The sequence below is a fragment of the Marinobacterium sp. YM272 genome (assembly GCF_050908845.1).
Taxonomy (GTDB): domain Bacteria; phylum Pseudomonadota; class Gammaproteobacteria; order Pseudomonadales; family Balneatricaceae; genus Marinobacterium_D.
Genome location: NZ_CP194171.1, coordinates 1,761,070 through 1,773,458 on the forward strand (window position 1 = coordinate 1,761,070; position 12,389 = coordinate 1,773,458).

Sequence of the window (12,389 nt, forward strand, 5' to 3'; positions counted from 1 at the left end):
CGTTTGGTTCGGGACTCGAGCGCCGGCAGGGATGAGTCAGGTTTCCCGTTTCTTCTTCCCTGGAACTCCGTAAAGCTATATGTGCGGCGCGCGGGCTGGCTGTTGCGGTGATCTGCCGCTTATGAGCCCTGTTCATGGCTTATTGCGGATTTGAGGGAGTTATCAATTGATGCCTTTTACAGCAGACTGGTTAGCCAATACACCTGCTGTTGCCGGCCTGGATATTCCCGGGCGTGAGCGGGCTGTTTAAGCGGTGCTGTCGCTTTCCGGTTCTGTGCCGCTCTTCCTTTACATACTTTTCTGTTGTCCGCATGTGCTTGTTGCCGATTTGATGCTGGTTATGCGGATGCTGTCCGTGATTTCATCTCTGCCTTCAGCGGGGCGATGGGGCTGGAGTCGATTATAAGGAGTTGTCGAATTGAAGCGTTTTGGTAGAAAAGGGGCTTTTGCTGCGGCCAGTGTGTCGCTGATTGCCACCTATGCAGCGTCTGCAACGCCAATACCTCTGTACGGGCTTTATCGGACACAGGATGGTCTGAGTTACACCGACCTGTCCCTGAGTGCTGTGGTTTACTTCGTTGGGGCGGTTTCGTCGCTGCTGTTTTTTGGGCGCCTGTCGAACCATTTTGGCCGCAGGATTTCGGCGTTTTTAACCCTGCTGCTGATGGCGGTGGCTGCGGTCTCTTTTCTGAATGTGCATAGTGCGCTGCCACTGCTGGTTGGCCGTTTTCTGCAGGGCGTTTCCTGCGGACTGGCGTCCACCGCGCTGGCCGCCTGGGTCGTGGATACGGCACCGGAGAGGCCTGCCTGGCTGGCACCTGCGGTGCTCAGTTGTGGTCCCATGACGGGGCTGACGTTGGGCGGAATCGTTTCGGGAACGCTGGTCGATTACGGCAGTGATCCGCGTGTGCTGCCCTATATCGTTATTCTCGGCGTTCTCGCGCTCTGTCTGCTGCTATGTTTCAACAGCATGGAAACCATGACCCGCAAACCAGGGGTTCTATCATCGTTGAAGCCTCAGCTCGGGCTACCGGTACCGTCCCGTCAGGCATTCAGAATCGGGGTGTTTGTCTTTGTCCCGACCTGGGCGCTGGGTGGCTTTTTCCAGGCATTCGGACCGGCCATGGCGATGGAACAGTTGCATTCAGCCAGCGCGCTGGCTGCGGCTCTGGTGTTTGCATCAATCATGGCGCCCAGCCCCATAGGTGCATCTCTGGCGGGGCGGGTGTCCGTGGCCAATGCGCAGCGCATAGGCATCGTGGCTTTTACCCTGTTTATCGGCGCCTTGATTCTGACGCTGCACAAGGGGTTGCTGGTGCCTTTCCTGATCGCCAGTGTCTGTGCGGGTATCGCTCAGGGGGCGCTGCTTAGCAGCAGTATTAACTCGATCGTATCCAAAGTGACGCTCGAAGAGCGGGCCAACGTCTTGGGTCTTATCTATGCAACGTCCTATACCGGCGCGGCGATTCCTACACTGATAGCCGGTCGCTTCTCGGAAAGTTACAGCCTGGTTCAGGTGCTCAGTGCATACGGGGCGATGGCGGCGCTGGCCTGCTGTGTGATTCTGATATCGGTCAGCGGACGTAAAGTCGAGCGGGTGAAGGCCATATCCTGAAAACCCTATCGGCCGAAAAAAGTCCCCGCTGCACGGCGGGGATTTTTTTGTCTCAGGCGGCCGCCGCAGGGCGTGAGCGTCGGGCGAGCCAGAGCAGCACCAGGCCGGCAGCTGCGATCACTCCTCCGGCCAGGGGGATGGCGTTGTAACCGTACCCCAGTTGCAGTGCACTGCCGCCCACAATGGCGCCGATGGCGTTGCCGAAGTTAAAGGCGGACATATTCAGCGCCGAACCGAGGCTCGGTGCCTCGGCGGTGGCGTGCATCGCCCTGAGCTGCAGCGGTGGAACGATAATAAAGGCGGCCACGGCCCATACCGACAGAGTCAGTGCCGCACCGGTATGGCTTGTCATAAACAGTGGTGCCAGCAGTAATGAGGCGCAAAGCAGCGCCTTGCCGATGGCGGTGGCGCCATCCAGTGACCAGTCGGCCAGTTTTCCGCCCAGCCAGTTGCCGGCGGTCAGGCTCAGACCGATAAGCAGCAGCATCCCGGTAATAAAGTTGCCGGAGGCGCCGGTGATCTGCTGCAGCAGTGGCGCGACATAGGTATAGAGTGCGAAAAAGGCGCTGGCAAAAAGCACGGTGAGGGATACCGCGGTCAGCATCTCCCGATGCATGAGCGATTTAAGCTCCGACAGCATATCCGGTTTATAGCCCTTTTCACCGCGGGGTAATGCCCTGAAGAGCGTTAGCATGGCAAATGCGCCGAGCATAGCCGTACAGATAAAGACCATGCGCCAGCCATACTCCTGACCGATCCAGCTGGCCAGGGGGACGCCGCCTATATTAGCGATACTTGCGCCCATAAACATGGTGGCGACGGCACTGGCCTGTTTTTCCTTTACGACAACCTGGGTGGCGACAACGGCGCCAAAACCGAAGAAGCCGCCCTGGCACAGGCTGGTGATAACACGCCCGACCATCAGCCAGAGATAATCCGGTGCGATGGCGGAAATCAGGTTGCCGATAATAAAGACGGACATCAGGGCCAGCAGTGCGGCACGTTTACTGATCTGGCTCAGTAGCAGGGTGATAATCGGTCCACTGATCATCACGCCAACGGCATAGGCGGTGACCAGGGTGCCGGCGGTGGGGATCGAAACATCAACGCCATCGGCGATAATCGGCAATAGTCCCATAGGTGCGAACTCGGTGGTTCCTATGCTGAAAGTGCCGGCGGCCAGTGCAAACAGCGTTGCCCTGGAGTCTTCAGTGCGGGTCTCTGTTGTCATCTTTCTCTTCACGGGCTGTCAAAAAAAGGCCGGGTGCACCCGGGCTTGATGCGGGATACAGGCGCAGTGGCAAGGGCCTTCTCAAAGTAAATGTTGTCGCAGCCGGATCGATTAACCTGGCGTTGACTGCGCGTATCGTTTATTCGGGGGCTTGTTGCGCTGTGCGGGTTTACCGGTTTTGCAGGTCGCTGGCGCAGAGTGATGAGCGCGGGCGTTAAGCCAGCAGCTAGGTTATTAAGTGAACTATTTTAAATAAACCGGGTCGCGCGATTAACAGGTGAAATCTGATAGCAGATATCGCTCCTTTGCATTAATACAACTGAAGGGAGGGCGTGTAGGATATGGGGCTCATCGTTTGGCCAGATATGCAGCTGAAAAGCGTGCGAAGCAGTCTATCCCGTTGCCTGTTGCTGTTTATTTAATATACTACTCGAAATGTTGCTCGAATTAACGGATACTGGGTGACCAGTGGTATTCCGTTTTACCTGTGTCTGATTCCAGGTGGTTTATTTTGAAAAAATTATCTTCTTTTTCGCGCTCCAGTATCGGTTTTTTTAAACAACTTCCCATCGCCTATCGTGCGGTGCTTTCCGTTCTCTCTCTGTCGCTCATTGTGCTGCTGGTGTTTCCCGGTGAAGAACCGCAGGCAAACATGGTTGCCGGTGATGCGATGATCGAGGGCGATCGTGTCCTGGTGCCGCTGGAAGTGCCCAAGCTGAGCGCACCGGCGGCTGTGCCGGATGAGCCGGTTGTGAACGCGGCTGATGAGGCCGCCAAAGAGGCCAGTGACAGTGTCGATGAATCCCGCATGTGGGCGTATGAGATTCAGCCCGGCGATACCCTTACCGGCATCTTCGAGAAGCTGAATCTGCCGCTGGCCGATCTTTATCAGGTGGTTGAGGCGGACGAAAACGTGCTCGCGCTCGACAATATCAAACCGGGCGTGGAGCTTCTGATTGATGTGAACGAAGAGCAGTTGCAGCGACTTGAGCTGAAGTTCTCCATCGCCCACAAGGTGACCTACAAGCGTAAACAGGATGCCGGCTTCGAGTTCGAAGAAACGCGCCTGCCGGGTGAGTGGAAGCAGGTTGCGATCACCGGTGAAATCGGCCGCAGCTTCTCTGTCGATGCAGAGTCGGAGGGGCTTGATGTTCGGGACGTTTATCAGATTAGCCGCCTGCTGAAAGAGAAAATCAATTTCAGCCGCGATATTCGCAAGGGAGATTCCTTCGAGGTGCTGGTGTCGCGCCAGTATGTTGATGGCCAGGCCACCGGAGAATCCAAGGTTGAAGCGGTGCGGATGATGGCTAATCGCTCGCCGGTATCGATCTTCTATTACGACGGCAGCTATTACGATGAGAACGGCCGTAGCCTGAGCAAGGCGTTCCTGCGTTACCCGTTCAACGGCAAGCACCGAGTATCTTCCAACTTTAATCCCAACCGGCATCACCCGGTGACCGGCCTGTCACGTCCGCACAACGGTACCGATTTCGCGATGCGTTCAGGGACACCGATTCTGTCGGCTGGCGACGGCGTCGTGACCCGTGTGGTCAACCACAAGTATGCTGGGCTCTATGTCGAGGTGAAGCACAGCGATCGCTATACCACCCGTTATCTGCATCTGAGCAAGGCGCTGGTTAAAAAGGGGCAGCGGGTTGGCCAGGGACAGAAAATTGCCCTGTCCGGGTCCAGTGGCCGCGTCACCGGTCCGCACCTGCATTATGAATTCCGCATTGCCGGGCGTCCGGTAAATGCAATGAAGGCAGCGATCCCCATCGCCAAACGTCTGGAAGGCAAAAGCCGCAAAGAGTTCGACGGTCTGCTGGCGAAATACCTGGCGCGGATGGATGAGGCTCAGCCGGGTGATGGCCTGATGCTGTCCCAGCGTGCGGAAGAGTCGGGCAAAGACGCCCGCTCACTCTAAGTGACTGCTCAAAAGCGGGACCGCTCGGGCGCAGGCTTGAGCGGTCCCGCTTTTTTGCTGCGAGGCCGGCGCGCGGCTGACCCCGGAAGGTTGTTACTGCTGCTTAGTTGAACAGGCGCGTACGCTCGCTCAGGTAGTCGAACGGTTCTCCCTTGCGCTCTGCCTCGGCACGGGCTTCATCCAGTTCGGCGAATCGTTCCAGCTCTTCATCGGCCATGTGGTGCAGGCACTCTCCACCGAATAGCCAGAACAGGTCTCTCGCCACCAGGTGAACCAGGTGGGGGTAGGCGCGTACAAGGCGGGACAGGATCTGCTGTCCCTCTTCAAAGGCCCAGGTTTCGTTTTTCTCGAACCCCTTTGCCAGGGCCTCAAACTGCTCGAGAAACTCGGCATCGTCTGCCTTGATGGCTGGATCGTTGAACGGCGGCTGCTTGATCAGATTGTTGTACGCCAGCTTCATCAGGTTGAGATGGTAGGTGTGAAAGTCGGTCACGCGTGCTCCAGGTCTTACAGAGTAGGTTTGCCCCTTGGTGGATGGAGCCGGCAGCGGCCGAACACAAGGGGGAGGCGTTGATTTTTCCGGTAACGGCCCCACATTAGTGGTCCGATATGTAATGCAAAAATATAGTTTAAAGAAGGCGGTTTATGACTTCAGCGCTGAAGATTGAAAATCTGCGCAAGACTTATGGTAATGGATTCGAGGCACTTAAAGGTATCTCCCTTGAAGTGGAAGAGGGCGATTTTTTTGCCCTGCTCGGCCCTAATGGGGCGGGTAAATCCACCACGCTGGGTATTGTCTCATCACTGGTTAACAAGAGCGAAGGTTCGGTTTCCGTATTCGGGCACAGCATCGACAAGGAGCTGACCAAGGCCAAACTCAGCCTGGGTGTTGTGCCCCAGGAGTTCAATTTCAACCCGTTTGAGAAAGTGGTTGATATTGTCGTGACCCAGGCCGGTTACTACGGTATTCCCGCCAAGCGCGCCCAGGAACGAGCGGAGTTCTATCTGCAGAAGCTTGGCCTGTGGGACAAGCGCAACGAGCGGGCCCGCATGCTCTCCGGCGGTATGAAGCGCCGCCTGATGATCGCCCGCGCTCTGGTGCACGATCCGCGCGTGCTGATTCTCGACGAGCCCACCGCCGGGGTGGATATCGAGCTGCGCCGTTCCATGTGGGAGTTCCTGCGGGAGATCAACGCCGCCGGCACGACGATCATACTGACCACCCACTACCTGGAAGAGGCGGAGAGCCTCTGCCGTAACATCGCGATTATCGATCACGGCGAGATCATACAGAACAGCTCGATGAAAGCGCTGCTGGCAAAGCTGAACATGGAAACCTTCATCCTCGATCTGGATGGGGACCTGGAGGCGGTGCCGCAGATCGAAGGCTACAAGGTTGTCCTGACCGACGCTCATACGCTGGAAGTGGATGTACAGAAATCCCAGGGACTGAATACCCTGTTTACCCAGCTGTCCCAGCAGGGCGTCTCCGTGGCCAGTATGCGCAACAAGGCCAACCGCCTGGAAGAGCTGTTCGTTTCGCTCGTCGACAAGAATCTGTAAGGAATATCTATGCACAGCCAACTGCTGTTTACCGCCTTCTGGACCATTGTGGTCAAGGAGGTGCGTCGTTTTACCCGGATCTGGCCACAGACCCTGCTGCCGCCGGCGATCACCATGACGCTCTATTTCATTATCTTCGGTAACCTGATCGGTTCGCGCATCGGTGAGATGGGTGGCTTCGATTACATGGAGTACATCGTCCCCGGTCTGATCATGATGTCGGTCATCACCAACTCCTACGGTAACGTGGTGTCCTCCTTCTTTGGTACCAAGTTCCAGCACAATATCGAGGAGCTGCTGGTGGCGCCGGTGCCGAACTGGGTCATCCTGACCGGTTACGTGATCGGCGGTATGGCGCGCGGCCTGGCGGTGGGCCTGATCGTCACCATCCTGTCGCTGTTCTTTACCGATCTGCAGATCCATCACCTGGGTGTGACCATCGGTATCGTACTGCTGACCTCGATCGTGTTTGCCCTCGGCGGTTTCATCAACGCCGTGTTTGCCACCACCTTCGATGATATCTCGATCATCCCGACCTTCGTGCTGACACCGCTGACCTACCTGGGCGGGGTGTTCTACAGCATCGAGCTGCTGCCGTCATTCTGGCAGGGGGTTTCTCAGTTGAATCCTATCCTGTATATGGTAAACACCTTTCGTTACGGCATACTCGGGGTGAGTGATATCAATGTCGGTTTTGCGTTCACGATGATCCTGGTATTTATCGTTGTTCTGGCCGGCTTTTCGCTGCACCTTCTCAATATAGGTAAAGGCATCCGCAACTGATGAGTGAACATGAATCGGTAAAGCAGTCACCGCTGGGCCAGGGGACGCGCTACGTTAACCGCTACGACCCGTCACTGCTTTATCCCATCGCCCGCAATATCAACTGGCAGGCTCAGGGCGTTGACCGCTCTACGCTGCCGTTCCGTGGCGTGGATATCTGGAACGCCTACGAGCTTTCCTGGCTGGACAGCCGGGGCAAGCCGGTGGTGCGCCTGGCCGAGTTCCGCATCCCTGCAAACTCCGCGAATATTATCGAGTCGAAGTCGTTCAAGCTCTATCTGAACTCCTACAACCTCACCCGCTTTGGCAGTGAAGAGGAGGTGCAGTCACACCTGCAACAGGATCTGTCACAGGCCGCGGGTGCACCTGTGATTGTGCGGATCACCCGTGTTGATGCACCGGTGAGAGTGGGGCCGCTGGAGGGACGCTGCATCGATGAACTGGATATCGATGTGGAGCACTACACACCGGCGCCTTCGCTGCTGACCTGCAGCGGCGAAACCGTGACTGAATCCCTGGTCAGTCATCTGCTGAAGTCCAACTGCCCGGTTACCGGTCAGCCGGACTGGGGCAGTGTGCAGATTCGCTACAAGGGTGGGCAGATCGATCGCAAGGGGCTGCTGGCCTACATCGTCTCTTACCGTGAGCACGGTGATTTTCACGAGCAGTGCGTGGAGAATATCTTCATGGATATCTGGCGCCGTTGCCGGCCGCAGAAGCTGAGTGTCTATGCACGTTATGTGCGCCGTGGCGGGTTGGATATCAATCCCTACCGCACCAGTATCCAGGACGAGCCGCTCAACACCCGTCTGTCGCGTCAGTAAAAGGAGTACCTTATGGATGCACTGGAACTGCTGATCAGCCGCACCTCCAGCCCGATGCTGGAGGCGCCGGCGCCCTCAGCGGAACAGCTGGAGCTGATGCTCAGGGCTGCTGCCCGGGCACCGGATCATGGATCGCTCAAGCCCTACCGTTTTCTTAAAGTGGAAGGGGAGGGGCTGCATGCCCTGGGTGAGCTCTTCATCCAGGCGTCGCTGGCGGATGACCCTGATCTTCCCGAGGCGCAGATCACCAAGCTGCGCAATATGCCGAAGCGCGCACCGATGATCCTGGTCGCCATTGCCGTGACCCAGGAGCATCCCAAAGTGCCAAAGAGTGAGCAGCTTATCACCGCTGGCTGTGCCGCCCAGGCGGTTATCCAGGCCGCCAGTGCCCAGGGCGTCGGGGCCATGTGGCGCTCGGGTGCACTGGCGTTTAATCCGCGCGTGGCGCAGGGGCTGGGGCTGGCTGATCACGAAGAGATCATCGGCTTTGTGTACCTCGGCAGCGTGGTAAAAGAAAAACCGGTGCCCGCTGCAGATACCGCGGCGCTGATTGCCGACTGGCCTGCCCATGGCTGATCTCACTACGGATCCGGTTCAATTTCTGGACTGGCTCTACCGCAGCATCCCGCTGACCACATCGATGCAGATCGAGCGTCTCGACTTTGATGGCCGTACGCTTGAGCTGCATGTGCCGCTGGCGCCTAACGTTAATGACAAGGGCACCGGCTTTGGCGGTTCCATCTCCGCCCTGGCTACGCTGGCCGGCTGGTGTCTGACCACACTTTACCTGCGCGACCAGGGGCTGGACTGCGACGTGGTGATCGCCGATGCCCATCAAAGTTACAAGGCGCCGATCAAGGATGCCTTTTCGGCCCGAGTAAGTTTGCCGTCTCAGGCGGACCGCGACCATCTTCTTAACCGTATCGCCGAGCGTGGGCGTGGTCGCCTGGATCTGCAGATCGACGTAATCTGCGACGGTCAGGCCGCTTGTTCCATGCAGGGGCGATACGTCGCGATCAAGCGATAACGCCGTGGCGGCGTCATCGCTAACCCTGGTCAGCAACGCCCGCCGCCGGCCTGACAGGTTTACGATTAAGGGGATTCGCTAGCCTGGGGCATGGAGATCAGCGTCGCCTTTTCGATCACAACCGGTGTTACCGGCACGTCACGGAAAGGCCCGCGGGTGGTGGTTTCCACATTGCCGATACTGTCGACCACCTGCATGCCTGAAACCACCCTGCCAAACACCGTGTAGCCGGGCTTGCCAGGCATACCGTCCAGGCGCTGGTTGTTCACCGTGTTGATGAAAAACTGGCTGTTGGCGCTGTCCGGATTACGGGTGCGGGCCATCGCCAGTGTGCCGCGCTGGTTGCTCAGACCGTTGTCAGATTCATTTTCAATCGGTGCCCGGTTGGCACGCGGCTGCATGGATGCATCCATACCCCCGCCCTGGATCATGAAACCGGGAATGACGCGGTGAAAGATCAGTCCGTCGTAATAGCCGCTGTTCACGTACTCCAGGAAGTTGGCAACGGTTTTCGGGGCTTTATCCGCGTACAGCTCGATCTGTATGGCCCCCATGGAGGTCTCAAGCTGTACCCGCTCATCCGCCTGGGCCAGCGGGGCCAGCATCAGGGGCAGAAGAGCCAGTAGTCCAAAACGCCGCTTCATTGCGTATCTCCTTGCGTTGAATTTCTGCAAAGGATGACCTCGCTTGCGTCTCCCGACAAGGGGTCTGTGCGATGCGACCGCATTTTATGCGCGCCGCTTGACCTTTAGCGCCGAGAGCCGGGGCAATACTGGCTTAGGTTAGGATGAACCGCGAGTCCTCCGCCAACGTATCTGCAGACAAGGAGGTACACCATGCTTGACGATACCTGCCAGCTGGTCTGGATTACGGGAGGTGGCAGCGGTATCGGCCGCGCCACCGCGCTGGCACTGGCGGCACTGGGCCATAGAGTGGTGATCAGCGGGCGAAATGCAGAAAAACTTCACCAGGTGAGCGCTGATGCCGGACAGAGGTCAGAGCAAGGTCCGATCATCTCGTTGCCCTTCGATGTGACCGACAGGGCGGCAGCCGATAACGCTTTCCAGGAGTTGTTGCGGCGTGAAGGGCTGCCCGATCTGGTGATCCTCAGTGCCGGTAACCATCAGCCGATGCCGGCGGATCAGTTCTCCGCCGATACCTGCCGCAAGCTGATGGAGGTTAACTACTTCGGTATCACCAACCTGCTCGAGCTCCTATTGCCCGCCATGCACCGGCGCGGCAGTGGCACACTGGCGCTGGTGGCATCGGTGGCCGGTTACCGCGGCTTGCCCACGGCAGCTGCCTACGGTGGCAGCAAGGCGGCGATGATCAACCTGGCAGAGTCCCTGGCCTGTGAACTGAGCGGTAGCGATATCGACCTGCGCCTGGTCAACCCCGGTTTTGTGCGTACCCCACTGACCGATCGCAACGATTTTGAGATGCCCTGCCTGATAGAGCCGGAAGAGGCAGCGCAGGCGATTATCAAAGGGTTGAAAGGCACAGGGTTCGAGATCGCCTTCCCAACCCGCTTTGTTATGCTGGTGAAACTGATGCGGCTGCTGCCTTATCGACTCTATTTCAGCCTGATAAAGAGAAAGACCGGTCTATGAGCAAGATGGAGCAAACCCTGGAACGTTACTGCGAGCTGATTGATCATCTGGCTCCGGACCGGCTCGACGAGCTGCAGCCGTTGGTAACTGCAGATATTCACTTCCGTGATCCCTTCAACGACGTCACGGGTTGGCCAGCCATGCGGCATGTGCTGGAGGATATGTTCGAGCAGTGCGGGGAACCGCGGTTTCGGGTCAGCGAGCAGGTTCTGCACGGTAAACAGGCTTATATCCGCTGGGTGTTTGAAGCCCGCCTCCCGGTGCTTGGTGAGTTTAGCGCCGAAGGGGTGAGTCGCCTGGCGTTTGATCACCAGGGGTTGATCAGTGAACATCTCGACTACTGGGACAGTGGGCCGATCTACCTGCGCTTGCCGGTGATTGGCGGGTTGTTACGCCGGGTCTACCGGCGTATAGCGGCGTGATAAACCGTCTGCCCTGCAGTACCGGCATCCGCAACGATTACCGCTTCAGCCCACTGTGAGGGCGAACCGGTCGGCTCGCCGCTGGGTTGATCCAGTTACAGGTTTTGACCCAGTAAACGGTAGCTGTCCAGTCGCTCTTCCTGACTGTAGGTGACGGCGACTACGGAGATCTCGTCACAGCCAAAGCTATCTGATAGCTGTTCAATCTCCTGCCAGCACTGCTCCGGTGTGCCGACGGTATAGCCGTTGAGAATATGGTCAAACTGCGCCTGGTGTGATGCAGGCATGCTGAGGTAGCGGGCCCGTACTTCCTCGGGGGAGAGGAAGTCCTCGCGCTGACCCAACTGAGAAGCAAACTTACGGTACACTGCAGTGCCGGCACGGAGTTTGGCTTCTTCCTCGGTATCCGCGCAGATGCAGCTTATCGCCAGCATCATGTTGGGCGTCCGCTCATGGCCGGCCTTGTCCCATTCCTCCCGGTAGGTGTCGAAGATGGAAGGTTGGCAGTTGTCGGGGGCGATAAAGCGTGCCAGGGCGATGTTATAACCGAGATGCCCTGCCAGCCCTGCACTGCCACCGCTGGAGCCGAGCATCCAGAGTTCTGGTGTCGGGCTGCTGTCCGGCATCACCTTGAGTTGGCTGTAGGGGTTAGCGTCCGGCAGTGTCTGGTGCAGAAAACCTTCCAGCAGCTGCGCCTGCTGAGCATACATCTCGCCGTGATTGGGTTTGGCGGGCAGGGCGAGTGCGCTGGAGCTCAGTGTGTCGCCGCCCGGCGCACGCCCCACGCCAAGGTCGATACGGTCCGGGAACAGGGTGGCCAGCATGGTGAAACATTCGGCCACTTTCAGCGGGCTGTAATGGGAGAGCATGACGCCGCCACTGCCGACGCGGATACGCTGAGTGACGCTAGCGATATGGGACACCAGAATCTCCGGGCAGGGATTGGCGAAGTGGACGCTGTTATGGTGTTCCGCTACCCAGTAGCGGTGATAGCCCAGCGCATCGCACAACTGTGCAAGTTCTACGGAAAGGGAGGGGGCTTCCCGCTTGGCGTGAGAACCGTGGACCGGGGACTGATCGACAACAGACAGCTTGAAAGACATGACGCACTCCTATATTAAGTTAATATATTAACTAATTTCGGCCGGGTTGGAAATGCAGGCTTCTTACCCAAGGGATACAGGTTTCAAGTCGACATTGAGGCCGGCTCAAAGGTTTTTGGAGCAGTACTGCCGTGACCCTCCCTCTATTGGGTTGTTTTATCCGAAGATGGTCATCGGCGTTCGACCTGGGGTCTGGCAACTTGGTGAGAAAGCAGATGACAGCCCGTTGCCGTTTGTCGATCTGCCCCTTGGCAGAAGAGGCGAGAAGGGTAAGGTCCAGCTGGGAG

The 12,389-nt window shown here is 57.8% G+C and carries 13 protein-coding genes; 9 read left to right on the top strand and 4 right to left on the bottom strand.

What is annotated here, in order from left to right:
• The first annotated feature begins 418 nt into the window (after positions 1 to 418).
• Positions 419 to 1,615, top strand: coding sequence for an MFS transporter (locus ACQUQP_RS07870; RefSeq protein WP_432698243.1), 1,197 nt, complete (start codon positions 419 to 421; stop codon positions 1,613 to 1,615).
• A 52-nt stretch (positions 1,616 to 1,667) separates the two neighbouring features.
• On the opposite strand, the gene ACQUQP_RS07875 is transcribed toward ACQUQP_RS07870, so the two are convergent.
• Positions 1,668 to 2,846, bottom strand: a complete 1,179-nt coding sequence (locus tag ACQUQP_RS07875) for an MFS transporter (protein WP_432698244.1) — start codon at positions 2,844 to 2,846, stop codon at positions 1,668 to 1,670.
• A 511-nt stretch (positions 2,847 to 3,357) separates the two neighbouring features.
• Between ACQUQP_RS07875 and ACQUQP_RS07880 the strand changes: the two genes are divergently transcribed.
• Complete coding sequence (locus ACQUQP_RS07880) at positions 3,358 to 4,770, top strand: peptidoglycan DD-metalloendopeptidase family protein (RefSeq protein ID WP_432698245.1); 1,413 nt, start codon at positions 3,358 to 3,360, stop codon at positions 4,768 to 4,770.
• Between the two features lie 103 nt (positions 4,771 to 4,873).
• Here the strand turns inward: ACQUQP_RS07880 and ACQUQP_RS07885 are convergent, their stop codons facing one another.
• Positions 4,874 to 5,263 (bottom strand): PA2817 family protein, encoded by a 390-nt coding sequence (locus tag ACQUQP_RS07885; RefSeq protein ID WP_432698246.1) that lies wholly within the window; start codon positions 5,261 to 5,263, stop codon positions 4,874 to 4,876.
• A 152-nt stretch (positions 5,264 to 5,415) separates the two neighbouring features.
• Here ACQUQP_RS07885 and ACQUQP_RS07890 point away from each other — a divergent pair, with 152 nt between their 5' ends.
• From ACQUQP_RS07890 to ACQUQP_RS07910, 5 genes are read left to right on the top strand one after another with little or no spacing between them, the layout of a single operon-like run.
• Entirely contained in the window at positions 5,416 to 6,333 is a 918-nt protein-coding gene (locus tag ACQUQP_RS07890) for an ABC transporter ATP-binding protein (RefSeq protein WP_432698247.1), read from the top strand.
• A 9-nt stretch (positions 6,334 to 6,342) separates the two neighbouring features.
• Positions 6,343 to 7,116, top strand: coding sequence for an ABC transporter permease (locus ACQUQP_RS07895; protein WP_432698248.1), 774 nt, complete (start codon positions 6,343 to 6,345; stop codon positions 7,114 to 7,116).
• On the top strand, positions 7,116 to 7,940 hold the full coding sequence (gene queF / locus ACQUQP_RS07900; protein ID WP_432698249.1) for an NADPH-dependent 7-cyano-7-deazaguanine reductase QueF: 825 nt from the start codon (positions 7,116 to 7,118) through the stop codon (positions 7,938 to 7,940). Before ACQUQP_RS07895 ends, queF begins: the two co-directional genes overlap by 1 nt.
• A gap of 12 nt (positions 7,941 to 7,952) precedes the next feature.
• Positions 7,953 to 8,516: a nitroreductase family protein gene (locus ACQUQP_RS07905; protein WP_432698250.1), complete on the top strand. Its 564-nt coding sequence runs from the start codon at positions 7,953 to 7,955 to the stop codon at positions 8,514 to 8,516.
• Positions 8,509 to 8,967 (top strand): YiiD C-terminal domain-containing protein, encoded by a 459-nt coding sequence (locus tag ACQUQP_RS07910; RefSeq protein WP_432698251.1) that lies wholly within the window; start codon positions 8,509 to 8,511, stop codon positions 8,965 to 8,967. The genes ACQUQP_RS07905 and ACQUQP_RS07910 overlap by 8 nt, the downstream gene beginning before the upstream one ends.
• Positions 8,968 to 9,032: 65 nt before the next feature.
• On the opposite strand, the gene ACQUQP_RS07915 is transcribed toward ACQUQP_RS07910, so the two are convergent.
• Positions 9,033 to 9,611, bottom strand: a complete 579-nt coding sequence (locus ACQUQP_RS07915; protein ID WP_432698252.1) for a peptidylprolyl isomerase — start codon at positions 9,609 to 9,611, stop codon at positions 9,033 to 9,035.
• Positions 9,612 to 9,803: 192 nt separating this feature from the next.
• Between ACQUQP_RS07915 and ACQUQP_RS07920 the strand changes: the two genes are divergently transcribed.
• Positions 9,804 to 10,577, top strand: coding sequence for an SDR family NAD(P)-dependent oxidoreductase (locus ACQUQP_RS07920; RefSeq protein WP_432698253.1), 774 nt, complete (start codon positions 9,804 to 9,806; stop codon positions 10,575 to 10,577).
• The gene (locus tag ACQUQP_RS07925; protein ID WP_432698254.1) at positions 10,574 to 10,999 is read left to right on the top strand and encodes a nuclear transport factor 2 family protein; all 426 of its coding nucleotides are present in this window, start codon (positions 10,574 to 10,576) and stop codon (positions 10,997 to 10,999) included. The genes ACQUQP_RS07920 and ACQUQP_RS07925 overlap by 4 nt, the downstream gene beginning before the upstream one ends.
• A gap of 95 nt (positions 11,000 to 11,094) precedes the next feature.
• Here the strand turns inward: ACQUQP_RS07925 and ACQUQP_RS07930 are convergent, their stop codons facing one another.
• Complete coding sequence (locus ACQUQP_RS07930; RefSeq protein WP_432698255.1) at positions 11,095 to 12,102, bottom strand: LLM class flavin-dependent oxidoreductase; 1,008 nt, start codon at positions 12,100 to 12,102, stop codon at positions 11,095 to 11,097.
• Between the last annotated feature and the right edge of the window lie 287 nt (positions 12,103 to 12,389).